The organism is Blautia sp. BCRC 81119, assembly GCF_003184505.1.
Classification (GTDB): Bacteria; Bacillota; Clostridia; order Lachnospirales; family Lachnospiraceae; genus Blautia_A; species Blautia_A fusiformis.
In genome coordinates, this window is the sequence record NZ_QJHD01000009.1 from 16,243 (window position 1) to 42,860 (window position 26,618).

The 26,618-nt window shown below is 46.5% G+C and carries 23 protein-coding genes; 2 read left to right on the forward strand and 21 right to left on the reverse strand.

The window, feature by feature from the left end; translation table 11 throughout:
* Positions 1-2 precede the first annotated feature (2 nt).
* From DMI82_RS07065 to infC, 7 genes are all read right to left on the reverse strand, one after another.
* A complete protein-coding gene (locus DMI82_RS07065; RefSeq protein ID WP_021651650.1) occupies positions 3-761 on the reverse strand; it encodes an ABC transporter ATP-binding protein in 759 nt (252 codons plus the stop codon).
* 2 nt (positions 762-763) lie between these two features.
* Positions 764-1,837: a branched-chain amino acid ABC transporter permease gene (locus DMI82_RS07070; RefSeq protein WP_021651649.1), complete on the reverse strand. Its 1,074-nt coding sequence runs from the start codon at positions 1,835-1,837 to the stop codon at positions 764-766.
* 10 nt (positions 1,838-1,847) lie between these two features.
* Complete coding sequence (locus tag DMI82_RS07075; RefSeq protein ID WP_015526088.1) at positions 1,848-2,732, reverse strand: branched-chain amino acid ABC transporter permease; 885 nt, start codon at positions 2,730-2,732, stop codon at positions 1,848-1,850.
* 96 nt (positions 2,733-2,828) lie between these two features.
* Positions 2,829-3,989, reverse strand: a complete 1,161-nt coding sequence (locus tag DMI82_RS07080; RefSeq protein ID WP_021651647.1) for an ABC transporter substrate-binding protein — start codon at positions 3,987-3,989, stop codon at positions 2,829-2,831.
* Between the two features lie 236 nt (positions 3,990-4,225).
* Entirely contained in the window at positions 4,226-4,582 is a 357-nt protein-coding gene (rplT, locus tag DMI82_RS07085; RefSeq protein ID WP_015526090.1) for a 50S ribosomal protein L20, read from the reverse strand.
* 33 nt (positions 4,583-4,615) lie between these two features.
* Complete coding sequence (gene rpmI, locus DMI82_RS07090) at positions 4,616-4,813, reverse strand: 50S ribosomal protein L35 (protein WP_021651646.1); 198 nt, start codon at positions 4,811-4,813, stop codon at positions 4,616-4,618.
* A gap of 83 nt (positions 4,814-4,896) precedes the next feature.
* On the reverse strand, positions 4,897-5,391 hold the full coding sequence (infC, locus tag DMI82_RS07095) for a translation initiation factor IF-3 (protein WP_021977873.1): 495 nt from the start codon (positions 5,389-5,391) through the stop codon (positions 4,897-4,899).
* Between the two features lie 440 nt (positions 5,392-5,831).
* Here infC and DMI82_RS07100 point away from each other — a divergent pair, with 440 nt between their 5' ends.
* Positions 5,832-6,155, forward strand: coding sequence for a DUF1540 domain-containing protein (locus DMI82_RS07100; RefSeq protein WP_110102933.1), 324 nt, complete (start codon positions 5,832-5,834; stop codon positions 6,153-6,155).
* Positions 6,156-6,278: 123 nt separating this feature from the next.
* Here the strand turns inward: DMI82_RS07100 and ftsZ are convergent, their stop codons facing one another.
* The 12 genes from ftsZ to DMI82_RS07160 all read right to left on the reverse strand — a co-directional run bounded on the left by ftsZ (position 6,279) and on the right by DMI82_RS07160 (position 23,091).
* Positions 6,279-7,430, reverse strand: a complete 1,152-nt coding sequence (gene ftsZ / locus DMI82_RS07105) for a cell division protein FtsZ (RefSeq protein ID WP_015526094.1) — start codon at positions 7,428-7,430, stop codon at positions 6,279-6,281.
* Positions 7,431-7,681: 251 nt separating this feature from the next.
* Entirely contained in the window at positions 7,682-8,965 is a 1,284-nt protein-coding gene (locus DMI82_RS07110) for a cell division protein FtsQ/DivIB (protein WP_110102934.1), read from the reverse strand.
* A complete protein-coding gene (murA, locus tag DMI82_RS07115; protein ID WP_237972222.1) occupies positions 8,962-10,242 on the reverse strand; it encodes a UDP-N-acetylglucosamine 1-carboxyvinyltransferase in 1,281 nt (426 codons plus the stop codon). The genes DMI82_RS07110 and murA overlap by 4 nt, the downstream gene beginning before the upstream one ends.
* Before the next feature lie 27 nt (positions 10,243-10,269).
* The gene (locus DMI82_RS07120; protein WP_015526098.1) at positions 10,270-11,370 is read right to left on the reverse strand and encodes an FtsW/RodA/SpoVE family cell cycle protein; all 1,101 of its coding nucleotides are present in this window, start codon (positions 11,368-11,370) and stop codon (positions 10,270-10,272) included.
* A gap of 54 nt (positions 11,371-11,424) precedes the next feature.
* Positions 11,425-12,780 carry a UDP-N-acetylmuramoyl-L-alanine--D-glutamate ligase gene (murD, locus tag DMI82_RS07125; protein ID WP_110102936.1) on the reverse strand — a complete coding sequence of 452 codons (1,356 nt, stop codon included), beginning with the start codon at positions 12,778-12,780 and terminating at the stop codon, positions 11,425-11,427.
* 14 nt (positions 12,781-12,794) lie between these two features.
* Positions 12,795-13,751, reverse strand: a complete 957-nt coding sequence (mraY, locus tag DMI82_RS07130) for a phospho-N-acetylmuramoyl-pentapeptide-transferase (protein ID WP_015526100.1) — start codon at positions 13,749-13,751, stop codon at positions 12,795-12,797.
* Between the two features lie 63 nt (positions 13,752-13,814).
* Complete coding sequence (locus DMI82_RS07135) at positions 13,815-15,581, reverse strand: peptidoglycan D,D-transpeptidase FtsI family protein (RefSeq protein WP_110102937.1); 1,767 nt, start codon at positions 15,579-15,581, stop codon at positions 13,815-13,817.
* 67 nt (positions 15,582-15,648) lie between these two features.
* Positions 15,649-17,718 carry a peptidoglycan D,D-transpeptidase FtsI family protein gene (locus tag DMI82_RS07140; RefSeq protein ID WP_242981821.1) on the reverse strand — a complete coding sequence of 690 codons (2,070 nt, stop codon included), beginning with the start codon at positions 17,716-17,718 and terminating at the stop codon, positions 15,649-15,651.
* A 30-nt stretch (positions 17,719-17,748) separates the two neighbouring features.
* Positions 17,749-18,318, reverse strand: a complete 570-nt coding sequence (locus tag DMI82_RS07145) for a hypothetical protein (protein ID WP_015526105.1) — start codon at positions 18,316-18,318, stop codon at positions 17,749-17,751.
* Positions 18,319-18,340: 22 nt separating this feature from the next.
* Complete coding sequence (gene rsmH / locus DMI82_RS07150; RefSeq protein ID WP_015526106.1) at positions 18,341-19,276, reverse strand: 16S rRNA (cytosine(1402)-N(4))-methyltransferase RsmH; 936 nt, start codon at positions 19,274-19,276, stop codon at positions 18,341-18,343.
* 35 nt (positions 19,277-19,311) lie between these two features.
* Positions 19,312-19,743: a division/cell wall cluster transcriptional repressor MraZ gene (gene mraZ, locus DMI82_RS07155; protein WP_021651636.1), complete on the reverse strand. Its 432-nt coding sequence runs from the start codon at positions 19,741-19,743 to the stop codon at positions 19,312-19,314.
* Positions 19,744-20,046: 303 nt separating this feature from the next.
* Entirely contained in the window at positions 20,047-23,091 is a 3,045-nt protein-coding gene (locus tag DMI82_RS07160) for a glycoside hydrolase family 2 TIM barrel-domain containing protein (RefSeq protein ID WP_110102938.1), read from the reverse strand.
* Positions 23,092-23,231: 140 nt separating this feature from the next.
* Here DMI82_RS07160 and DMI82_RS07165 point away from each other — a divergent pair, with 140 nt between their 5' ends.
* Positions 23,232-24,038: a helix-turn-helix domain-containing protein gene (locus DMI82_RS07165; protein ID WP_015526109.1), complete on the forward strand. Its 807-nt coding sequence runs from the start codon at positions 23,232-23,234 to the stop codon at positions 24,036-24,038.
* Between the two features lie 194 nt (positions 24,039-24,232).
* Here the strand turns inward: DMI82_RS07165 and lgt are convergent, their stop codons facing one another.
* Positions 24,233-25,351 carry a prolipoprotein diacylglyceryl transferase gene (gene lgt, locus DMI82_RS07170; protein WP_110102939.1) on the reverse strand — a complete coding sequence of 373 codons (1,119 nt, stop codon included), beginning with the start codon at positions 25,349-25,351 and terminating at the stop codon, positions 24,233-24,235.
* A 56-nt stretch (positions 25,352-25,407) separates the two neighbouring features.
* Positions 25,408-26,505 carry a redox-regulated ATPase YchF gene (gene ychF, locus DMI82_RS07175; protein ID WP_044961563.1) on the reverse strand — a complete coding sequence of 366 codons (1,098 nt, stop codon included), beginning with the start codon at positions 26,503-26,505 and terminating at the stop codon, positions 25,408-25,410.
* Positions 26,506-26,618: the final 113 nt, after the last annotated feature.

A 26,618-nucleotide genomic window follows, 5' to 3' on the forward strand; every position in this document is an offset into this window, starting at 1 on the left:
CCTTATTCTCCCAGATATGCAGTGATAACCGTCGGGTCTTTCAGCACTGCAGATGTCTCACCCTGGATCAGTACCTGACCGAAGTTCAGAACTGTAAGTTCCTCACAGATACCGCCCACCAGTTTCATGTCGTGCTCGATCAGAAGAACAGTCATATCAAAATGCTCCCGCACAAAACGGATAGTATCCATCAGCTCCTGTGTCTCATTCGGGTTCATACCAGCCGCCGGCTCATCCAGGAGAAGAAGCTTCGGCTCTGTGGCAAGAGCTCTGGCGATCTCCAGCTTACGCTGTTTACCATAAGGCAGGTTACCTGCCAGAGTGTCTGCTTCCTTATCCAGATCAAACACCCTCAGTATCTCCATGGCACGTTCGTTCATCTCTTTTTCTACCTTGTAATACTTCGGCAGCCTTAAGATTCCGGTCAGTGTGGAGTATGGATGGTGATTGTGAAGTCCTACTTTTACATTGTCAAGAACCGGCATATCCTTGAAAAGACGGATATTCTGAAAGGTTCTTGCGATTCCGGCCTTGTTGATCTCAATGGTGCTTTTTCCTGTGATATCCTGGCCATCCAGTTTAATGATTCCCTCTGTAGGCTTGTACACGCCTGTGAGAAGATTGAATACTGTTGTCTTACCGGCACCGTTAGGTCCGATCAGTCCATAGAGCTGTCCCTTCTCAATGGTCATATTAAAGCCGTCAACAGCACGAAGACCGCCGAACTGGATAGACAGATTATTTACTTCCAGCATTGCCATGATCAGGCCACCTCCTTTTTCTCTTTTTTGCCTTTGAATTTCTCTACCATACGTGCTCTCCAGTCTCTTGCTGCAGGTGCCCAGTTAAAGAGCATCATGATGATCAGTACGATAGCATAGATCAGCATACGGTAGTTTGCGAATCCACGGAGAAGCTCAGGCAGTGCATAGAGGATAATTGTTGCAATGATAGATCCTCTGATATTTCCGATTCCTCCAAGTACTACATACACAAGTACCAGAATGGACATATTGTAATCGAATACAGAAACCTTAAGAAGAGAAAGGTTATGTGCATACAGCACACCTGCAACTCCTGCAAGGGCTGCAGAAATGGTAAATGCCAGCAGCTTATATCTGGTGATATTGATTCCTACAGACTCCGCTGCAATACGGTTGTCCCTGGTTGACATAATAGCACGTCCGCTTCTGGAGTTTACAAGGTTCTGTACAATAAACAATGTGAGAAGAAGCAGGATCACGCCGATCAGGAAAAAGTAATTCTTGATATCTTTATAAAGAGTTGCTGTTCCCGAAATACCAAGGGCACCTTTGAGAATCTGCTTTCCGCCGGCTTCCAGATGAAGACCGGCTGCACTTGTTGCAACGTGAAGTCCTTTGTCATCCACGCCAATGTAAAGTACATTGATCAGGTTCTTGATGATCTCACCAAAAGCCAGTGTAACAATAGCCAGGTAGTCACCGCGGAGACGAAGTACCGGAATACCGATGATCACACCGAACAGTGCTGCAACTGCCGCACCTACAAGGATTGCAAGGATAAAGCGAGGAACCTGCGGAATGGAGTCTGCAACAACCTGTGAAAACAGGGCACTGGAAAAAGCTCCCACGCACATGAAGCCCGCATGTCCAAGGCTCAGCTCACCGGAAAAACCGACTACCAGGTTCAGGGAAACTGATGCAATGGTATAAACACAAAGGGGAACAAGAAGTCCCATAAGAAGTCTGGAAAGATTTCCAGTTGAGGAAAGTGCCTGTACAATCACAAAAAGCACAATGACAATTCCATAGTTGATCATGTTATTTTTTGTTGTTTTGTTTTTCATATTCTTCATATCGGCCACCTTACACTTTCTCCTGGATGTTCTTGCCGAACAGTCCGGTAGGTTTTACAAGAAGCACGACGATCAGGACTGCAAATACGATCGCATCTGCAACCTGGGAAGAAATATAAGCTTTTCCGAAGATCTCGATGATTCCCAGAAGGATGCCGCCGACCATAGCTCCCGGAATCGAACCGATTCCACCGAATACAGCAGCTACGAAAGCTTTGATACCAGGCATGGCTCCTGTGTACGGAGTCAGTGTCGGATAAGTCTGACAGAGCAGAAGGCCTGCGATCGCTGCAAGTCCGGAACCAATGGCAAATGTGAGGGAAATTGTCGCATTGACGTTAACTCCCATCAGCTGTGCCGCATCTCTGTCCTCGGAAACCGCCTGCATGGCACGGCCAGGTTTTGTCTTTTTTACAAAGAGGGAAAGTCCCACCATGATAATGATACATGCAAGGATGGTTACGATGGTGATTCCCTTGATGGTAAGCTCACCGTCAAACAGTGTGATGGACGGAACTTTGATAACAGCTACGAAACTCTTGGCATCTGCGCCGAAGATCAGAAGTGCCAGGTTCTGAAGCAGATAACTGACACCGATAGCCGTGATAAGAACGGCCAGGTTTGAGGAAGCTTTTCTAAGTGGACTGTAAGCTACCTTCTCAATGACAACACCAAGCAGTGTACAGATCACAACGGAAAGGATCACAGCAAGGATCGGTGACATGCCGCCTCTTGTGATACAGGTAAGGATGATATAAGCTCCCACCATGATAACATCTCCGTGTGCGAAGTTCAGCATCTTGGCAATACCATAAACCATGGTATATCCAAGTGCGATGATCGCATAGATACTGCCAAGACTGATGCCGTCTTTTAAATAAGATATAAAACTCATAACGCACCTCTTTTAATTGTTTATTGATAAGGGAAAAAGGGGACGGTTCCCACTAAAGGTGACCGTCCCCTGACCCCTAACGTTAACAGAAATTCCTTATTTCATCTCTACATAAGCACCGTCTTTGATCTCGAATGCTTTCGGCTCTTTATCACACTCGCCATCCTCGGTCCATTTTGCTTTTCCGGTAAGTCCGTCAAGCTCGATGTTTGCCATGGATGCGCTCATTGCTGCACTGATGTCTGCATTTTCCATATCTGGTGTGATCTTTGCATCGTCAGCTGCAAGCTGCATTGCGTAAAGTACATCATATGTATCTGCCGCAAACTGGTTCGGGATCTCACCGTTGTGAGCATCGCCGTATGCTTTTACGAAGTTCTGGCTCTTCTCATCTGTAGCTGTTGCGGAGAATGGTGTCAGAAGCATAACACCCTCTGCAAGGGATTTATCGAAGTTCTCTACATTGAGGATACCATCCATGCCATCTACACCAAAGAATTTAATGTCAAGGCCTGCCTCAGATGCCTGCTGAAGGATCAGCGCATTGTCGGAATAGTAGTTCGGAAGGAAAAGAAGCTCAGCGCCGCTCTTCTTGATCTTTGCAAGCTGTACAGAATAGTCTGTGTTGCTGTCTGTTGTGTAAGCCTCATCTGCAACTACTTCAAGTCCGTCATCAGCAGCTGCTGCAACGAATGCGTCATGTACACCGGAGTTGTAGTCAGCAGCGGAATCATAAAGTACTGCTACTTTCGTTGCAAGTTTGTGCTCGGAAATGTACTGAGCAGATTTGGTTCCCTGTGCCGGGTCTGTGAAGCACATACGGAACTCGTTTGTTCCTGCTGTGATACAGTCAAGTGCTGTTGCAGATGGTGTGAAGAGGAATGTATCCTCAGCTGCCTCAGCTCCTACTGCGATACAGGAACCGGATGTTACAGTTCCACAGAGCATCTGCATTCCTTTATCGATCAGGTCATTGTATGCGTTAACAGCCTTCTCCGGATCTCCCTGGTCATCACCTGCGTCAAGAATCTCTACTTTATATCCGTTGAATCCACCGTTCTCGTTGATCTCATCAGCTGCGATCTTGGCTGCGTTGTATACGTTGGTACCGTACTGTGCGTAATCACCTGTCATCGGTCCGATCACACCGATCTTAAATGTCTCATCCTCTGCCGCAAAAACGGATGCAGGCATCATCATAGCTGCTGTCATCGCTGCTGCTGATGCAACGCCGATTACTTTCTTCCAATTCTTCATAATAATCTCTCCTCCTGCGCTTTGTCGCGTTACTAATGTTTAATGGTAAAATTATAGCATCGCATATTTTTTATTTCAAGGGCAAATTTAGTTATCTGCTGTTTTTCGTCTGATTGCACAACGCGGACACTTGTCCGCTGTACAGCTTGTGTCGTTTTTCGGCAAATTGTCTGAATTTTTTTACAAAAAAATCCAGGGAAAAATTCCCTGGACTCCTTCGTCTCTTAATACTTTACTTATGCGATTGCTTTCTTAGCGATCTCAGCAAGAGCTGTGAAGCCTGCTGCATCGTTAACAGCCATCTCTGCAAGCATCTTTCTGTTGATGTCGATGTTTGCAACCTTAAGGCCGTGCATCATTTTGCTGTAGGAAAGTCCGTTCATTCTTGCTGCTGCGTTGATACGAGCGATCCAGAGCTGTCTGAACTGACGTTTCTTCTGTTTTCTTCCTGCATAGGAGCTTGTAAGAGCTCTCATTACAGACTGTTTTGCTACTCTATACTGTTTGGAACGGGCTCCTCTGTAGCCTTTTGCCAGTTTTAATGTACGGTTATGTCTTTTCTTTGCGTTTAATCCGCCTTTAATTCTTGCCATTTCTTAATTCTCCTCCTGTTCGTCTTCTCTATCTTATAAATATGGTAATACTTTCTTCATGCTCTTTACATTAGTAGAATCAACAACAGTAGATTTTCTCAGATTTCTCTTTCTCTTCTGAGATTTCTTTGTAAGGATATGGCTCTTGTAGGCTTTATTTCTTACTAATTTTCCTGTACCTGTTTTTTTAAAGCGCTTTGCTGCTGCTCTGCAAGTTTTAATTTTTGGCATTATGAATTCCTCCTTGATTTGGTACTTCTAAATTTTATATAGCATCCCGTTCTGCCCGGCTGTTGCCGTGAAGACTGAGATATCTACCGTTTCTCAGTCAGAAACATAGTCATGCTTCTGCCTTCTACCTTCGGAGCCTTCTCTACAGTCGCTATATCGGACAGAAGATCTGCGAAGTCATCAAGCACATGCTTACTGCTGGACATATGTGCCATCTCTCTTCCGCGGAAACGAAGTGTAACCTTAACTCTGTCGCCCTTGCTAAGGAACTTTCTTGCTGCATTTACCTTCGTCTTCAAATCATTCGTATCAATGTTCGGGGAAAGACGCACTTCTTTGACATCGATGGTTTTCTGCTTTTTTCTGGCCTCTTTTTCTTTTCTTGCAAGCTCGTAACGGTATTTACCGTAATCGATGATCTTGCATACCGGCGGTTTCGCCTGTGGGGCAATCTTTACAAGGTCAAGTCCTGCCTCCTGCGCTTTCGCCATCGCTTCTCTGGCGGACACGATTCCAAGCTGAGCTCCGTCCGGACCAATCAAGCGTACCTCTCTGTCTCTGATCTGTTCGTTAATCATTAAACCGCTAATTGTTGTACACCTCCATGAACATGATAGAATTATTTTTTTCTTTCTCATTAATGTAGCTTAAGCCGCACAAAAAAAGCGCAGACAGATGTCCACACTTCAAATAATTACACCTGCGCACTGATGGTTGGTCCGTTCGCAGTACTGTGCAATATTGACCTGAGCCGCTTATCTTCAGCGCTGAGGTGAGAGTGAACTCTGCTTTCTTTTCGCTACGTACTTTAAGAGGATACCATGGTGTCTGCTATTTGTCAACTGTTTTTTATATTATTATGTATTTATTTTTTGAGTATAAATTTTTCTTCTTCCGGACATACTATGCAACATCGGAATCTGTCAAGCCTTACCGCAGTGCTGACGATCAGACAGGATGCGCATTCCGGCAGGCTGACGGTTTCCGGTAAAATCATAATTATCAGGAGGACACTTTTATGACAAGTCTTAAATGCTCCGCACACAACTGCTGCTATAACAAAAATTCTCTCTGCTCCAGGGGAGCCATCAATGTCGAAGGTGCAGATGCACGTTATGCAGATGATACCGCCTGTGAAAGCTTCCGTGACCAGGAAGAGTGTGCTGTAAAAAATTCCGCAGATTCCTGCTGTGGGTGTGAGACCGTTAACATCGACTGCAAAGCACACAACTGCACCTACAATGAGCACTGCAAATGCACCGCAGCTTCCATCAATGTATCCGGTGACAATGCACATCGCTGCTGTGATACAAAATGTGATACTTTCAGCTGCGAATGCTGATATCCTGAACAGAAATCCTGTTTCCATACAGAGCAGTCATTCCTGTTTCTTTTGATCAGAAAGTCAAAAAGATCCGGCAGCGTTCCAGATGGAGTCTCTGCCGGATCTTATCCTGTTCATTTATTATCTGTTCTTAAGAAAATCCGGGATCTGGATGTCCTTTTTCTGAACAGTGCTTGTAGGAGCCTTTGTTCCAAACTGTGTGGAATTCATAGTCGGCAGGCTGAAACTTGGCATGTTAAGGTTCATACCGCCTGGCTGTGACTGGCTTGTTTTTTTGGTGTTTCCGAATACAGAATTGGAAGCTCTGTTTCCAAATGGTGTGTTCTGAAGGTTATTGTCTGTAAGACCTGTAGCAATAACTGTAATTCTCGCATAATCTGCAACAGAATCATCATACATAGCACCAAAGATGATGTTTGCATCCTCACCTGTAAGCTCCTGTACATAACTTGCAGCATCGTTGGCATCCATAAGAGAAATATCTCCGGAAATGTTGATGATCACATGAGTAGCGCCCTTGATGGTTGTCTCAAGAAGCGGAGAAGATACCGCCTGCTGTACAGCCTCCATAGCCTTGTCATCACCTCTTGCCTCACCGATACCGATATGAGCGATTCCCTTGTCTGTCATGACTGTCTGCACATCTGCAAAGTCAAGGTTGATCAGAGCCGGCAGATTGATCAGGTCTGTAATACCCTGTACTGCCTGCTGAAGAACCTCATCAGCCTTACGCAGTGCTTCCGGCATGGTTGTTCTTCTGTCAACGATCTCAAGTAATTTGTCATTGGGGATGACAATCAAAGTGTCAACTGCTTTCTTCAGATTTTCGATTCCCGCAAGTGCATTGTTCATACGGGTCTTTGCTTCAAAACGGAAAGGCTTGGTAACAACACCGACAGTCAGGATACCCATCTCTTTTGCCGCACCGGCGATCACAGGAGCAGCTCCGGTTCCGGTTCCGCCTCCCATACCACAGGTAACGAAAACCATGTCCGCTCCCTCGATGATCTTCTTAACTTCCTCAATGCTCTCCTCAGCTGCCTTCTGTCCAACCTCCGGCTGTGCACCGGCGCCGAGACCTTTCGTAATTTTCTCACCAATCTGAAGTACAGTCGGAGCTTTACACAGTGTCAGAGCCTGTTTATCGGTATTAACACCTACAAACTCAACTCCGCCAATGGCCTCTTCCACCATTCTGTTTACCGCATTATTACCTGCGCCGCCTACTCCAATTACAATAATTTTCGCAGAAGACTCAGCCTCATTCGTCATTATCTCTAACAATGTACTTCCTCCTTTATTTCTACCTGATATCCGATTCAGTGTAATAATCTATTCCAAGCTACATATACACATAGTTATATCATATATTTTTTTCGGTAATTAATCAACCATTAATTTTGTTTTTTTATACTTTTTTCACTAAATTTCGGCACTGTTTCTATTAACCGAAACATTTACAAAACAATCTCTGGCAAAATGTCCAAATACTGGCACTATATATTAAGAAAGCTTTTTTATCTTTACTCATAATCGGACTCATCACTGTAATCGCTGTACGAATTTTCATCATAATCCTCAGCTCCTTCTTCCTGATCACTGCTGTAATCAGCCTCTTCCTCGGTGCTGTCCGTACTGCTGTCTGAAGAGTCTTCTTCATTTTCTGTATCTTCGGTATCCGTACTCTGAGCATCTGGATCTTCGGAGTCTGTTCCGTCTCCGGAGCTTTCTGCCGAAGCCTGATAATCCTCCAGAGTGCCTACATAATTGCCATCACGGTCATATTCACTGACTCCGTCATAGCCTCCGTCTTCCCGGTAACCGCCCTTCCAGTTTCCTTTTTCTGCCATGGTTTCTTCTGTGGGGGCTTCGCCTACATAGGTCATGTTGGCATCGTACTCACCACTGCCTGTGTAATCTCCCTCTTCATCATAGCCACCTACCCAGTTTTCCTGCGCATACTCCAGATCCGTCTGCGGTTTCGGTCCTACATAGTTGCCATTTTCGTCGTATTCGCCTTCTCCGGTGTAATTTCCTTCCTCATCATAGCCTCCGGTCCAGTTTTCTGCGGAAGTCTGGCTCTCATCCTGTTCCTGCTCCAGGGTAATGTTCTTGGAATTATCATTTACATTTTCTGCATGGAGAATTCCTTTTTTTTCGGAAATCATCGGAAGGATAGCCAGAACTCTGGTCATTTTGTCTTCCAGATATTCATCCTTTCCAAGTTTAACTGTGATATCCCCGTAAACAAGACTGATCTGTCCGTCGTCTTCAAATTCAATGTGATCCGGAACCTTATCATTTTTTGCAAAAATAGTAGAAAGAGCAACTGCCGTGTTCATCACCGTTTCATCCTTGATGGGGAGTTTCTCGTTCTGGATCACTTTTTTGACTTTGATCCCGTCAAAAAACGGGATTTTTTCGTTACGTTCCGTGGATCCTTCCACAAAAATACCGTTTCTGTCAAAATAAATATAACTGTCCAGATAAGGGATACAGCCAACGATATCCTTCTCCTTCACACTGACACAGATGGTGTGCCGGTTCAGCCTTGTTACGGTATAGCCTTCTATAAAGGGAACATCCTTTGTGTTCTGCTTAGTATAAAGAAGCGGTGCAAGAACAGAATTGGATGCCAGCGGCCCCCTAAGCACCATCTTCCTGATCTGTTTTTCAGAATAATGGTTGCTGCCCATCACCTGCACTTCATCTACCTGATAATACGTAAAAAAGAAAATAATTCCTGCCAGCAGCAGGACAAGAAGTCCGCCAACTGCTTTCAGTGGCTTTTTTTTTGATGTTTTCATAAAGTTCCTCTGTCCTTTATCAGCAGACCGCCCAGTGCGGTCAGATCCTCACAGATATGTTCATAGCCTCTTTCTATGAAACAACAGCCCCGGATCCTGGTAATCCCCTGCGCGGCAAGTGCTGCGATCACAAGTGCCGCACCACCGCGAAGTTCCTCTGCTTCCACAGTACAACCGGTCAGGGGCTGCCCTCCGTATATCACAGCAACTCCATCCCGGATCTGGATCTGTGCTCCCATTTTACATAGCCATGAAGCTGTTTTATATCTGTCTTCAAAAATCTTCTCGCGGATCCTGCTCACTCCCGGGATCGTGGCCAGTACCGCCATCGCAGGAGACTGCAGGTCTGTAGGAAATCCCGGATAAACTTCTGTTTCCAGAAGCTCCAGGGGAAAACCTGTATTTTTTCCGTTGACTATTAGTTTACCACCTACCCTGCGGCATTGTCCACCCATTTTCCGATATACATCCAGGATTCCATCCATTTCCTCCAGAGGCGGATTTTCCAGGATGATCTCTCCTCTGGTTGCCGCCGCTGCCATGAGATAGGTTCCGGCGACAATACGGTCTGGTGGAATGCAGCCATCGCCAGCTTCAAGCTTCTCCACCCCTTCAATACAGATACAGCCATTTTCACGAATCCGGATCTTTGCCCCCATTCCGGTAAGATAATGGCAAAGCCAATAAATTTCCGGTTCACAGGCGCAGCCGTTAAGGACTGTTTTCCCCTCTGCAAGGACCGCTGCCAGAATGCCCTGTTCTGTAGCGCCTACACTTCTTTTTTGAAAAAACATCTCTGCACCTCGGAGTTTTCCACAGGATGCCCGGATCATCCCGCCGTTTTCCACCACAGCTGCCCCAAGGCGGCGCAAAACCTGGATATGAAGATCCACCGGCCGTTTCCCGATCACACAGCCGCCGGGATATCCTGTCTGTGCCTTTTTGCTCCGCCCCAGCATTGCTCCCATTAAGATCACGGAAGAACGCATTTTTCCGGAATAACACTCCGGTATCATGGTGCCGTCCGCATGGCTGCAGTCCAGATAAAGATCTTGACCTTCCCACCAGGTTTCTGCCCCCAGATATTTCAGGATCTTTTCCATCAAATACACATCACTGATTCTCGGGCATCCCCGCAGTACACTGGTCCCGGTGCTTAAGAGTGCTGCTGCCATAACCGGAAGTGCCGCATTTTTTGACCCCTGGATCCGGACGCTTCCATGCAGCGGTCTGCCTCCGGTCACGATGATCTCATCGATCTCATTCAAGTATTCCACTCCTAAAAGGGCCTCTTACTTGTTATTCTATGTGATCCTTCCATGTCTGTGACTGCTGACACTTAAGGCCAGCCCCATTTCCCCCAGAAGAAAAACAACAGAAGTTCCGCCATAGCTTACAAAGGGCAGAGTGATCCCGGTGTTGGGAATCGTATTCGTTACTACTGCAACATTCAGGACTACCTGGATCGCCATATGTGCCATGATCCCGGCGCACAGCAGCGTTCCCTGCAGATCCCGGCAGTTTAATGCCAGAATACAAAGCCTCCAGATCAGAATACCAAACAGAAAAAGTGTCAGAAAGGCTCCCAGTATCCCCGTTTCCTCACACACAATAGAAAATATCATATCATTCTGGGCTTCCGGGACAAATCCCAGCTTCTGCAGACTGTTCCCGAACCCCTTGCCGAAGATTCCTCCGCTTCCGATTGCATACAGGCCCTGTATGGTCTGAAATCCTTTTTCATATTTTTCCGGATCCCGCCAGATTGCCAAGCGTTCCAGACGATAACTCTCCGCGGCAAGAAAAACCGCAATAAATCCTATCCCCGCACCTCCAAGTGCGAGAAACTGCAGATACCTGGGATTGGCCACAAAGATCAGCAGCACACCGATCCCCAGAATGATCACCGCTGTGCTTAAGTTATTGGAGCCCACCAGACCTGCTACCGGAAGCAAAGTCATCATAGTCCTGCAGATAAACCAGAATCCGGTTGTTTTGCTTTTTGTATTGCTGATCTGCCACACCAGAAACAATATCACTGCTACCTTGGAAAACTCCGACGGCTGAAAGGAAAGCGGCCCCAGGTTCAGCCACCTCTTCGATCCATTGATCTCCTGTCCGAAAAGCAGGACTGCAGCAGACAGAAAAAGCGAAAAAATATAGGCAGCCGGCGCCAGCTTTACAGACAGCCGGTAATCTACCCGTGATGCCAGATACATAACAAGCAGCCCCAGTGCCGTGGCAAAGAGCTGCTTCTTAAAATAATAGGCAGAGTCGTGGAAACGTACTCTGCCATTATATTCACTTGCCGAAAAAAGCGCCCCGAGTCCCAATACCACCAGAATCAGAACCAGTACCCAGAGAACGGTATCTGTCTTTCCGGTCTGTTTCTGTCCTGCCTTCATGCATGGCCTCCACAGTGGTCTTTATTTCAGCTTATGTATGTATTTTTCGGATTATTACAGTGCTTTCACGTATTCCTTGAACATGTCACCGCGCTGCTCATAATTATCAAACTGTCCCCAACTCGCACATGCCGGTGAAAGCAGAACTGCATCTCCGGGATTGGCTTTTTCCGCACAGACCTGGACAGCTTCCTTCAGATCCTCGCAGAGGATGATATCTGTAAATCCAAGACGTTCTGCTGCTGCTTTGATCTTCTCTTTCGTCTGACCGATGAGAACAAGATAACGGACTTTTCCGTCGAAGGATTCTATCCACTCATCATAGCTGGATTCCTTGTCATAGCCACCGCCGATCAGAAGAGTCGGACGGTTCATTGCCTGAATCCCCTTGATGGCCGCATCCGGATTGGTTCCCTTGGAATCGTTGTAATATGCAACACCGTTTTTCTCTGTCACATACTCGATCCTGTGTGGAACTGCCACAAACTCACAGACACTCTTGCGGATACTCTCCACAGAAACACCCGCATAATATGCCATGGCGGCTGCTGCCATTACATTCTCGTGATTATGACGTCCCAGGATCTTAAGCTCTTCGGTTTTTACGATCGGGATCTCTTCTTTTTCTGTTTTGAGCATGATCTGATCTCCGTCCAGATAGATTCCCTGATCCAGTTTGCGAAGACTTGAGAAATATACCACCTTCGGAACGATATTTTCACCGAATTTACGAAGGACTTCATCCTCGTAATTCAGAACACATACATCTTCCGGTCCCTGATTTTTGGTGATCAGCTCTTTTACACGGATGTATTCCTCCATGGTATGATGACGGTTCAGATGGTCCTCTGTGATGTTGAGGATCGCACTTACCTTCGGGCGGAACTGGTCAATAGTCTCCAGCTGAAAGCTGCTGATCTCCGCAACAGTTACGGAATCCTCCCTCATCTCCAATGATTTGGATGTATATGCAGTTCCGATATTTCCTACAACAAATACAGATTCACGGGCATCTCCCATGATCTTTCCGAGAAGTGCTGTTGTTGTTGTCTTACCGTTGGTTCCTGTGATCGCAAGAACCTCTCCCTTGCCTGTACGATAGGCAAGCTCCACCTCGCTCCATACCGGAAGGCCCTTTTCATAGAAGCTCTTTACCAGCGGCAGGTCTGTGGGAACTCCCGGACTTAGCACTACAAGATCAAGACTGTCCAGCGCTCTCTCCGGAAAATCTCCGGCCCAAATCTCCGGGGTGTATTTTCCGTTTGTTTTATGTAAAACTGCCTCTTTATCAAGATCTGCGTTTCCGTCATAGATCACCGGCTGTGCTCCTGCACTTCCAAGCAGATCAGCTGCTCCAATGCCGCTTTTTCCGGCTCCGAAAACGAGAACTTTTTTTTCTTTTAAATCCATTTTTCTGTTCCTCCTTATAATGCCAGGAGAGCGATCAGGCACATAATAGCAGTTACAACAGAGAACACTGCAACAACTCGTGTCTCAGACCACCCACAAAGCTCAAAATGATGGTGGATAGGCGCCATCTTGAAAATTCTTTTTCCGTGTGTTGCCTTGAAATAGGATACCTGGAGCATAACAGACAATACCTCCACAAGGTAGATCAGTCCGACCAGGATGATAAACAGCGGCATCTGCATGGCATAAGCCACACCAGCCACAAAGCCACCCAATGCCAGAGAACCGGTGTCTCCCATAAATACCTTGGCAGGATATACATTAAACAGAAGGAATCCCATCAGACTGCCCACAACTGCACAGGTGATCGGCTCCACACCACTGTTCATTCCAAGGGAAACCACCGTAAAGAATACTGCCACGATCAGGGTAACACTGGAAGCCAATCCATCAAGTCCATCCGTAAAATTGACTCCGTTTACTGTACCGATCACCGCAAAGAACAGTACCGGAACCGCAAACCATCCCAGGTTCAGATAATGTCCGCTCCAGAACGGGATCTTCATAGTCAGGGATACGTTGGAATAATTTACAAGATAAAAAGCAAATACAGCTGTCACAACGATCTGCAGTGCCATTTTCTGCCATGGCAGAAGTCCGTCAGAACGCTTCAGAACTACCTTCAGATAATCATCCAGAAATCCGATCAGTCCAAATCCCAGTGTCAGGAAAAGTACCGGGATGATCATCGGATAATCTCTGATATAAAACAGTGATGTTACAGTTGTTGCAATGAGAAAGATCACTCCACCCATAGTAGGGGTACCGTTCTTTTTCAGGTGGGACTGTACACCCAGCTCTCTCTCTGTCTGTCCCATTTTAAGTCTTCTTAAAAAAGGGATAACAATCGGTCCTAATACAAGGCTGATCGCAAATGAGATCAGCACAGGGATCACAACATGAAACTCCATCCTCACACCTCTAATTCTTTCGTTTTTTTATACTTCTTCAACAGTATAAGGCTTTTATCCTCATTAATCAACCCCATCTGCCCGGTTTTCCCCGAATGGAGTTTCCGTAACTGTCCTCTTGATCCCAAGATAGGGAAGTACATTTTCAAAAATACTGCGTACCACCGGTGCGGCAATGATCCCACCATAATACATACCCTGGGGTGCATAGATGATACAAAGAGCCAGGACCTTCGGGTCCTCTGCCGGGGCAAACCCCAGGAATGAAGAAATATATCTGCCGGAGCCTCTGGGCAGTGTCTGAGAGGTAGCTGTTTTTCCCCCAATGGAAACCCCCTGGATCCCGGCATTTTTTCCGGAGCCTTCTGAAACTACAGTTTCCAGGATCGTACGTACTGTCCGGGAAGTCTCACCGGACACAATCCCGCTTTCCACCGGATATTCCAGTGTCCGCACCTTTGTTCCGTCCGCACTTTCCACGCTGATCCCAAAATGAGGTGTGATCCGGTTTCCGCCATTGATGATCCCACTGACGGTTGTTGCAAGCTGGATCGGTGTGATCTGAAACGACTGGCCAAAGGATACCGTGGCAAGCTCCACCTCTCCCATATTTTTGGGGTTATGCATGATCGTTCCGGCCTCTCCCGGAAGATCTATTCCTGTTTTTTTCAAAAGTCCGAACTGTTTAAAATATTTGTAATAACGGTCTGCTCCAAGCCGCAGGCCCACCTCAATAAATACCGGGTTACAGGAGTTCTGGGCACCTTCTACAAAACTCTGCGCACCATGTCCTGTTCTCTTTGCACAGTGGATCCGCCGGTCCTCCACCACCTTATAGCCCGGACAGAAAAAGCGATCCTCTGTTGACACCACTCCTTCCTCCAGCCCTGCTGCCATAGTGATGATCTTAAAAGTCGAGCCAGGTTCATAGGTATCATTCAGGCAGGGGTTTCTCCACATCCGGTTCAGAAGATCCTGCTTCTTTTCTCCCTCTGCTGCTGTTTCTTCTGTATTCAGAGTAAACGGATCGTTCAGATCAAATTCAGGCACATTGACACAGGCATAGATTTCTCCGTTCTGAGGGTTCATAAGCAGTATGGAAACTCTCTCCGCCTGTTTTTCTTCCATGACTTTACCGGCTGCCTGCTGCACATATTCCTGGATATTAACATCCAGACTGGTACGCAGAGTATTTCCTGACACCGGTTCCTTCCTCCGTTCTCCGGTTCCGTCGATCTCCACACCACGTGCATCCGTAACTGTGAGGATCTTTCCGGGCTCTCCTTTCAGGATCTCATCGTATTTCACTTCAAGACCAATGATCCCCTGATTATCACCTCCGGTAAATCCCAGTACTTTTGAAGCGAGAGATCCATAAGGATAATATCTCCGATAATCCTCATCTACCTTCACTCCCTCAAGGTCATATTCCCGGATCCTGTCTCCAATGCTTTTTTCCACGTTTGTCTGTATTCTTTCAATAGAAGAAACTTTTTCAACTTTTTTCCGGATTTCCTCTTCTTTCACAGACAATGCTCCGGACAGTACACGGATCACTTTTTCAGGATCTTTGATCTGGCTGTGTATCACCGATACTGTGCAGACTGTCCGGTTATCTGCCAGAATATTTCCCCTGATGTCCAGGATCTTTCCCCTGGCTGCTTTTATGTCACGTTCCCTCTCATGAAGATCCTCCGCCTTTTTTGAATAATATTCTGCCCGGACGTTCATAAGATACCAGAGTCTTCCCACAAGTCCCAGAAGAAGCATTATGCAGATCAGAAAAACCACCCATATTTTTTTCCTGTGATAAACCATGGTCCGGATCATAAAAAAATCCCTCTCAGAGGTCGTCACTGTAATATATGACGTTCCCCTGAGAGGGTATTCTTTTTATCTATTCCAGACCGGCCTCCTCGTTGGTAAGACCTTCGCTCTGCATATCGTTATTATCTTCGGTATCACTGTCCTCCGACTCATCTTCCGGCGGACTTGGTACATTCTCATCGGAAATTGCCTCCTTCTGCCCGTCCGCGCCGGTTCCTGTTGCAGAATCGCTGATTCCCTTAAAAAGTTCCCACAGCTCTGTAGTCGGAACTTCTCCATCCTCTGCCTCATCCGGCTGTACATTCAGATACGGAAGTGCTTCGGAAAGGATTCCCTGTGCAATGTACTGTGCGTACGTACTGCTTGCCTGATCATCTACCTTCGGCTCATCCACAACTACATAGATCACAAGTGCCGGATCATCTACCGGTGCAAATCCGATAAAAGATACCAGATACTTGCCATTGCCTCGCGGAAACTTCTCGGCAGTACCGGTTTTACCACCGGAGCTGTAGCCCTGCACCTTGGAGGTACGGCTGGTACCATGGTCTACACTGGCTGCCATGTAGGAACGGATGTCTGCAGATATCTTCTCGGAAATCGTCTGCTTCATCAGTGTCGGAGAGATTGTTTTTACGATTCCGCCACTGCTGTCCTTGATCTTCGTCACCAGATGAGGCTGATAGTAGTATCCTCCATTGATCACAGAACACATTGCATTGATCTCCTGGATCATGGTCAGTGTATATCCCTGTCCGAAAGCAGAGCATGCAAGCTCCGTTTCTCCCATGGTATCGCTGGTATGGATCATACCGCTTCCCTCATTGGGAAGATCGATACCGGTTCTTGTTCCGAAATTGAAAACGCTTTGTGTCTTAAGGAAATTATCTTTTCCCATCTTTGCTGCGATCTGCATCATACCATCGTTGCAGGAATTGGCAATGACATCGGAAAGAGCTTCTGTCCCGTGAGCATCCGGCCATACCGCACATTTGATGAAAGTAGACGCACCTTCCGCTCCAAAAGACTGTCCGCCGTCACAGACAAAATTATCGCTCTCGGAAATCGCTCCCATTTCAAGTGCGGAGCCCATAACGATAGGCTTTACAACCGATCCAGGCTCGTAGGCAGCTGTCACGCAGAAATTACTCCACATTCCGTTCAGCGCTTCCACGGTTTCCTTATCGTTCATGGCAGCGATCTCACTCTGGGAATACACATTTGAAAGATCTCTCGGGTTATTCAGGTCATAACGGTCACCACCGTCCATTGCCAAGATCTCTCCTGTTTTCGGATCCTCGATGATCACGCCTACATTTTTGGCTCCCATCTTTTCTTCAAAGGTATTTACATATTTTTCCACGATCTGCTGAAGTCCCAGATCCAGCGAGGTCTCAATGCTTTTGCCATCCGTCGGTTCGATGATCGTCTGTTCTACGTCGGAATTGTTGTTGATGTATCCGTACTGTCTTCCATCCACGCCGGTAAGTGTCGCATTGTAATATCCTTCCAGTCCGGCATCCGCCACATCTCTGGAAAGTGTAAATCCAACGGTATCACAGGCAGTCTCATTAAACGGATAAGATCTGAGATAATCTTCTTCAAACCATACACCTGTGATCCTGGAACGTTCTTTCAGCTGCGTGGCAGTCAGTTCACTGTCGTCTCCCGGATCTTCGTATTTTTCGAAGGCTTTTTTGTCGTCCATGGAAATCTGTTTCTTTACGATCTGATACTGACTTTTTTTTGTACTGCTGTCGGTGAGAAGCTTCCGCATCTCATCTTCATCCAATCCCAGGACTTCCACAAGAGCCTTTATGGTAGGCTCCACGGAATCCTGATCCTTATTGACCTCCAGACAGTCAAGAACCACATTATAGACCTTGTTGCTGGTTGCCAGGATATTCCCGTTCCGGTCATAGATATCGCCTCTTTTTGCCGGAAGTGTCTGATTTTCATATTTCTGCTGAGCCTGACTCAGCACCTGCTTTCGATATTTGCTTCCGCTGGTGGCATTGATATAGGTAATTCTTGCCACCAAACCGACTAAAGCCAGCAACACTAAGGAAAATAGTACTGCCAGCTTTTTCTTCATACTGTAATTTATTTTTTTTACCGGCCTGCGCCTTCTTGTACTCAATCGATCACCTGCTTAAAAACTGTACTTCTGTTACTTGTGTGTGTCCACATCCTGATACTGTCTCACATAACTGTTTCCTTCCGTGGTATAGGTCTGTATCTGATCCTCCGAAGGATATTTCATTCCAAGCTCGCCGATAGCTTTTTTCTTGATCTCGCTGATATCCACTGCAGAAGTGACCTGACTGTAATATGCATCGTTATCTTCTTTCAGCTGTGCAAGCTCAGATTCCAGATTTGCAACATTTTTCATACTCGCCGTGATTTCGGATTTTACCTGAAGATAATTGATACAGGTAAAAAGTACCGCGATGGAAACTGCCGTAAGAAACAGAACGAACCCCTTGTTCATGGCCATTGCCTTTTCTCGGTTCCGCTGTGCCTGTCTGCTTACCACCTGCTTTGCCGGTGTCACAGGTACTGCGGATTTCTGTTTTCTTTTCTGAGCCAGCCGTCGCCTTTCCTGTATCTCGGGCAGATCAGTCCTCTGAGGAACTTCCTGCAGCCGTTTTACCGCATTTCCCTGAACATACATTTCTCTGCTGTTCCTGACGGTATTTCGATTTCTTCTGGCTGTAGTCCCTCTTCCTGTCTTCGCCATTTGCCTACCTTCCATCTCTCAACTACATTTTCCGTTCAAAAATACGAAGCTTCGCACTTTTGGATCTCGGATTCTCTTCCATTTCCTCTTTTCCCGGTAAGATCGGTTTCCTTGTGATCACCTTACCCTTGGATTTCTTTCCGCATACGCAGACCGGAAAATCCGGCGGGCAGGTACAGGGATTTTCATTTTTTCGGAAAATGGTCTTAACGATCCTGTCTTCCAGAGAATGGAATGTAATGATACAGATCCTTCCTCCGTCATCCAGGAGATCGATCATGCCGTCCAGGGAATCCCGAAGCACGTCAAGCTCCCGGTTGAGCTCAATACGTATTGCCTGGAAAGTCCTCTTGGCCGGATGTCCTCCTGTAGCTTGTATTTTCATGGGGATCGCACCCCGTATGATTTCTGTCAGTTCTCCGGTTGTCCGGATCGGTGCCTGCTCTCTGGCAGCCACAATGTGTTTCGCTATATTTTTGGCAAATTTATCTTCGCCGTAATCGCGGATAATCCGATACAGCTCCCGTTCCTCATAACCGTTGACTATATCACCGGCTGTACGGCTCTGTCTTCTGTCCATTCGCATGTCCAGAGGAGAATCGTACCGATAGGAAAAACCTCTCTCTTCATTATCCAGCTGATAAGATGACACTCCCAAATCCAGCAGGATCCCGTCCACCTTCTCAATGCCACGGGATCTCAGCTCATCTGCCATGTAACAATAATTGCTGCGAATGATTGTCACCTGATTAAAGGCTGACAGCCGTTCACTCGCAGCAATTATCGCATCCTGGTCTTGATCTATGCCAATAAATCTCCCCTTGGCAGAAAGTTTCTTACACACCTCTGTGGCGTGTCCCGCTCCTCCTAAAGTGCCATCCACATAGATTCCATCCGGCTTTACCCTTAAGCCGTCAATGGTCTCATTGAGTAATACAGATTTATGCTTAAATTCCATATCCGTCTCCTGTGGGATTTCTACCTGCGTTATGCTCAAATGACGATTCCTATGTTCTGCATGCTTTCCGCAATGCTGTCCATATCATCATAATTGCAGTTCTCGCTCCACTTCTCTTTGCTCCAAACCTCGATCCGGTTCAGATTACCCGTAAGCACCACATCCTTATCCAGACCAGCGAACTGGCGCAGCGTCTGCGGCACCAGGATTCTTCCCTGCTTATCCAGCTGACATGTTGTAGCTCCGGCTACAAAGAAACGTGAAAAGGTTCTTGCGTCTTTATTTGTAAGTGGTAATGCTCGGAGTTTCTCTTCAAAAGCAACCCATTCATCCATCGGATAAATAGAAAGGCAACCATCCAACCCTCTTGTCAGTACGAACTCTTCCCCTAAGAGTTCCCTGAACCTGGAAGGGATGATCAGACGCCCCTTCGCGTCGATCGTATGATTATACTCGCCCATGAACATGAAACCCACCTACTCTCGTGAAACACGATTCTCCCCTTCGTGCTTCCAGGGTGCAAATGGTGTATTCTGCCACTCATCCCCATTCGCTACCACTATTCACCACTTTCTACCACTTATGTAATCATTCTAAACTATTTACCATGAAAAAACAAGTGCATATCCAAGTTTTTTTTCATTTCATGAAATATCCACAGGTTTTTTTTCAACCTGTTTATTTTCTGTGCATTATTATGAAATGAAAAAGCTTCCGGACAGTCGCCGGAAGCTTTTTTCTGACTTTATGTTCTGTTATTTTATGACATTTTAAAGGCCTTTGAACGCAAAGGAAAATTTCATCTTTCCATTGGTATCCAGAAGGTATTCCGGATGGGTGCGGGCACCCCAGCTGTCATCTCCTCCAACACCCATCTGCGCCTTTGCGGCACGGACAACGGTATAATGGATTGCCGGAAGCTCATAGGGATGCATGGCATTTTCCATTTCATGAGGAGTATATGGAAGTGCCGAAAACATCATCGGGCCGTTTTCTTTATCCATCTCAAAGAGCATTCCTCTACCCTTTCTGTCTGTGATCTTTGCCCAGCGTACTTCCTCTTTGTTTCCGCATTCCTGCGGCACAAGATAGCGTGCCATATTGTCTGTCACGAGATTCTCATAAATGCCGAGCTTTGCGCCATGCTTCCGGTCTGCATAAGTCTCTGCCGGTCCCAGGCCGTACCACTGAACATGATCATAATCCGCATTGAATTTAAAGAGTACTCCGAACTCCGGCATATCGCCCAGCTCTTTTACAGGATCATAGGTCAGCGTTGTCTTTACTCTTCCATCTCCGGTTACCTCATAGGCAAGACGGCATTCACTGGCAGGCGTAGTTGGCAGGATGTAGGTAAAAGCAACCTCCACGCTGTTTTCGTGAACCGTTGTCTCCGGAGCATTGGCCGGACCATACATGCCTTTTCGGTAATCCTTATGACTTGCGTACATGCTGGCGATCTTCCACTGTGCATAGCGCATCTGCATCAGACTTCCGCAATCATTATCTGTAGGTGCTCTCCAGAAGTTGGGCTTCGGAATCGCTTCGATCATTTCTCTTCCTGCATATTTATACGAAACCAGACCACCATTGAGAACGGAGAACAGCACTTCGAAATTTTCCCCACGGACACCGATGTTATGAAGGCTTCTCACAAGCTCCACGCCACACGCAGGAGCTTCCGGTGATCCTTCCACCTGATAAACATACTGGCCGAAAGCAACCTCATGTCCTGCCTCTGCCCAAAGTGTTTTTTCTCTGAGAAGGAAGGCTACGGTTACCGTATATTCGCCCGGGCGCTGCTGTTTTCCAAATGGAAGTCTGTAGGTCTGTTGGCTTAAAGGCTTCACCGCTGTATCCAGTGTCTCTGTGCGGAGAACATGACCGTTCTTTGCAAGAGTTACTTCACATCGGAATGTGTCCGTATTTACAAAAAGATTTTTGTTGATGATCTTAACAGAATCCTCACTTACCTGCGCAGTGATATTCTGGTAGTTGAATTTTACCTCCTGCATCTTTGGTGAAGCATCTCTGTCTCCGCCGTATGCGATACCGTTTCCACTGAAATTATAATCTGTAGGACGTTCACCGAAGTCTCCGCCGTATGCCTGGAATTCTTTACCGTAACGGTCTTTTTTGTAAATAGACTGATCAATGTAATCCCAGATAAAGCCACCCTGATATTTCGGTTCTGTATCTGTAAGATCTGTATATTTATGCATTGCACCGCAGGAATTTCCCATTGCATGGGTATACTCACAGCAAATAAACGGCTTGCTGTCATCCTTTGCAAGGAACTCCCGGATTGCTTCTACGGAAGGATACATCTGGCTTTCCATGTCACTGGTGGCATTGTAGCTGCGGTCATGGAAAACTCCCTCATAATGTACCAGTCTTGTAGGATCATTCTTGTGGTAGAACTCAGACATCTCAAAGATATCTTTTCCACCAAAGGATTCATTTCCACAGGACCAGATCAGGATCGCCGGGTGGTTCTTGTCACGCTGATACATGGAATTTACACGGTCCAGCATCATGCCCAGCCATTCCGGTTTGTTGTGCGGAACGATATCCGTGTGATCTCCGGTAAATTCTGCTATATCCCAGGTTCCGTGAGATTCCAGATTGTTTTCTGCGATCATGTAAATACCATATTCATCACAGAGACGGTAGATCTGAGATGCATCCGGATAATGACAGGTACGGATCGCATTGATGTTGTTCTGTTTCATGGTCACGATGTCTTTGAGCAGTTCCTCCCGGGACACATGTCTTCCTGTGACAGAGCTGAACTCATGGCGGTTCACACCCTTGAATACGATACGTTTTCCGTTAAGGGTCATGATACCATCCTTCATTTCAAAACGGCGGAAACCGACTTTCTCCGGGATGATCTCCTGGAGCTTTCCGCTTTCATCACTGATCTCCAGCTCCAGATCATAGAGATTCGGCTCTTCTGCACTCCAGAGAAGGGGATCCTGAATCTCCCAGGTACAGGTATCCTCTCCGTTCAGAGATCTTTCCTCCTGCAAAAGGATCTCTCCCTTTCCGGAAAGTGTAAGCTTCATTTTTCCTTTTCCCCAGGTACTGGTCACGATCTCAAGCTCGGCTTTTTTGAGAGTTTCATCCGGAATGGCACGGATCCTGAGATCATATACATGGACATCCGGTACCGTAAACAGATAAACATCTCTGTAAATTCCGGAAAAACGGTAAAAATCCTGATCCTCGCACCAGCTGCTGGCTGTCCATTTAAACACCTGTGCCGCCAGCTTGTTCTCGCCGTCCTTCAGATATTCCGTAAGCTCGAATTCTGACGGAGTAAAAGAATCTTCACTGTATCCCACAAATTTTCCATTGAGCCACAGAGCCAGGCCGCTCTCTGCTCCCTGGAATGAAACAAATACTCTTTTTCCTTTCATGCTCTCCGGCACATGGAAATATCTCACATAGCTTGCCACCGGGTTAAAACGTTCCGGGATCTGTCCCGGATGAAGTTCTTCATGGCCTTCCCACGGATACTGGACATTGGCATACTGCGGTGCATCATATCCTTCCATCTGGATATGTGCCGGCACATAAATGTCCTCCCAGTCCTTACAGGAATATGCTTCTTCCTCAAAGCCTGGGATAGCAGATGCATAATTCCGTGCATAATGGAACTTCCAGAGACCATTCAGACTGTGACGGAAAGAAGTTTTCCCATCTTCTCTCTCTTCCTCACAACGATAATATGTATGATCTGAGTGGGCATCCATTCTTCCGTCGCTGAAATACCGGGGATCTTTTAACAGAGAATGATCAAATTTTTTCATTTTTTCCTCCTGCCCGGCAGATTCTGTTTTTTCTGCCGGATCCTTCGTTTTTTATGCTATGATCATTATAGTATAATCCACCGGATTATGGTATAATATGTTTCGCCAAAATATATAACATTTAGAAACAGGTGAATATCATGTCGATCTATTTCAGAAACACTCCGGTCAGTGCTCCCTTCATGTTTGAATCTCTTGGGAACCACTGGAATCAGGTTAATATCTTCCGTCCGGACGGATATCCGTATTATCATTACCTCCAGACTGAAAAGGGTACCGGACGCATTGAAGTCCGTGGAAAATTTTATACTCTCGGAGCCAACGAGGGCATCCTCATCGCCCCCGGTGTCCCTCATTCCTATCACAGGGAGTCTACTTCCTGGACCACGATGTTTGCCACCTTCACAGGAACACTGGCAGGCAGCATTCCTTCCATGACAGACAACCAGGAAGTGATCCTTATCGAAAAGGAACAAGGAGCCAGTATCCGGAAAATGATTTCTTCTACCTTGCGTAAATATCATCAGCCCACACCGGATATGAAATCTCTTTCTTCCGACTGCTATAATTTTCTTATGAATTTTACAGACTGTGCAGCTTCTCCGAAGATACAGGATAATCCTCTCTACCAGAGATATGTGATCCCGGTAATAAAAGAAATCGAAACCGGTTATCAGCAGGATATCACTGCAGCGCAACTGAGCCGGAGCGTTTTTGTCTCTCCGCAGTATCTTTCCCGTCTGTTCCGCCGTTTTATGGGCTGCTCGGTTTACGAGTACGTTACCATGTACCGCATCAGCCGCGCACGTGAGCTTCTGCTTTCCAGACCGGATATGAAGATCCAGGATGTTGCCGGCGCTTCCGGATTTTCCGATGCCAGCCACTTTATCGCCATGTTCCGTAAAGTCACAGGCACAACTCCTCTGGATTTCCGAAAGATGTACTGATATATTTCTACTGCACAGCACAAAAACTGCCCTGCCGGAAACGTCGTAGAAGACGTTTTCTTGCAGGGCAGTTTTCTGCTGCTCTTATCAGCCAAATGCCGGTATCCTATCCTATATTCTGATCCATCAGACAAAAGCATCTGTATCCTATATCTGTTTGATCTCAGTTTCCGTAATATAATTCCAGAATACGGTCAACTCTTTGGCTGGCCTCCAGATTCTTCAGAAGATCGCTCCTGCTCCTGATCTGGCTGTCCAGCTTCTTCCGTTCCTCCTGCAGCTGCTGCAAAAGTGACGCTTTCCGAAGAGCTTCCTCTTTCTTCTGTATCTCGTTCTGATCCATTTTTTTCTCCCTGTACAGTCTCTGTTTCCAGATTCTCTGCTACATTTTCCCGTTGCTGTTCCGCTTCTTTCTCTGCCTGCTGATCTTTCTCGATCCTTCTCATCCGTACTTTTGCCCGCTTTCTGGACATCACGCGTTTCACTGCAACTACCACGGTGCAAAGAACAAAAAGTATTACCGAGATCACCAATGAAACATCCACGCCGGTTCCCGGAAACAGTATTTTATCTGTGCGGAACCACTGGAGCACTGCTCTTCCAAGACCATAGCCTGCCAGATATCTCAGAAAGATCTCTCCCTGAAATACTTTTTTGCGAAGCAGCATCATAAGCACCAAAAGCACAAGCAGACACCAGAGACTTTCATAGAAAAACAAGGGCTGTACCAAAATCCAGGTACCACCGTCCACGGTTTGAAGCTTTTCACGCATAGCCATGGTGACCTCTCCTGCCCGTACCGCAGTCAGCGGCAGCTGCATGGAAAAAATGTTGTCTGCATATTCCCCGAAAGATTCTCTGTTAAAAAAGCTTCCCCACTTTCCTATTATCTGCCCGATCAGAAGTCCCATGCAGGCAAGATCTGCCATCTGCCAGAAGGATTTCTTTCGGATCCTGCAGTAGACTGCACCACCCAGCACACCGCCCAGAAGTCCGCCATAAAACATAAGTCCTCCGGACCGTATATTCAGAAGCTGTCCCGGATCATTTTTATAAAGGCTCCAGGAAAAAGCCGCATAAAGCAGCCTTGCCCCTGCCACACCGGAAAGTAGCGTTATGATGGCCAGATCCAGATATGCATCCGGATCTTCATGATTTCTTCTGGCTTCCAGTACCACAAAAAAGATTCCCAGAAGCATTCCTATCGCGATCAGGACGCCATAGATCGTGATCTCAAAGCCAAAAATCTCAAAGGATCTCGGCACATGATCCAAAACCAGATTTAATCCGGGAAACCGAATTGACATATCCATAAAATCACCTGTTATAATTTTTCAGCTTACAGCCGGTATTTCACAGACGTTGGTGATCACACGTTAAATCTGAATAAGATCACATCTCCGTCCTGTACAACGTACTCTTTTCCTTCCATACGTACAAGGCCCTTCTCTCTGGCACCTGCATAGGAACCGCAATCCAGAAGATCCTGATAATTCACAACCTCTGCTTTGATAAATCCACGTTCAAAGTCTGTGTGGATCTTACCTGCTGCCTGCGGTGCCTTGGTTCCGATCTTGATGGTCCATGCTCTTGTCTCATCCTCTCCTGCTGTCAGGAAACTCATAAGTCCAAGAAGGTGATAGCTTGCGCGCACCAGCTTCTCCAGGCCGGATTCTGTCAGTCCCAGATCCTCAAGGAACATCTTTCTCTCATCCTCGTCCAGCTCGGAGATTTCCTCCTCGATCTGCGCACAGATCACAAATACCTCGCTGTTCTGTTTGGCAGCGTATTCACGTACTGCCTGTACATACTGATTGTTCGCCCCATCATCTGCGATATCATCCTCTGCAACGTTAGCCGCATAGATCACCGGTTTTGCAGTAAGAAGATTATAGGTTGCAAGCCATGCATCCTCATCTTCGTTCTCTGTTTCCAGAGTAATGGCAAGCTGTCCCTCTTCCAGATGCGCCTTTACTTTTTCAAGGAATGCAAGCTCTTTGGCAGCTTCCTTATCCATACGTGCAGTCTTGGTAACCTTGGCAATTCTTCTCTCGAGGATCTCAAGATCAGAGAAAACAAGCTCCAGATTAATAGTCTCGATATCGCGGAGCGGATCAATGCTTCCATCTACATGAACAACATTAGAATCCTCAAAGCAGCGTACCACGTGAACGATAGCATCTACCTCACGAATATTTGCAAGGAACTGGTTTCCAAGTCCCTCTCCCTTAGATGCGCCTTTTACAAGACCTGCAATATCGACGAATTCGATCACTGCCGGTGTTACTTTTTTTGATTTATAAAAATCTCCGAGAAGATTCAGTCTCTCATCCGGAACGGTTACAACACCCACATTGGGGTCGATAGTACAGAACGGATAGTTTGCGGATTCTGCTCCGGCTTTTGTCAGTGAATTGAATAATGTACTTTTTCCTACGTTAGGAAGACCTACGATTCCTAATTTCATCTCTCTATATACGTCCTTTCGATATATTTATTTACAGTATTTTTCAGATACTCTTTAAACAGGCCTTTCCGTTTTTCAGGCCATTCCTGTCCCATATTACCATACACAGCCTG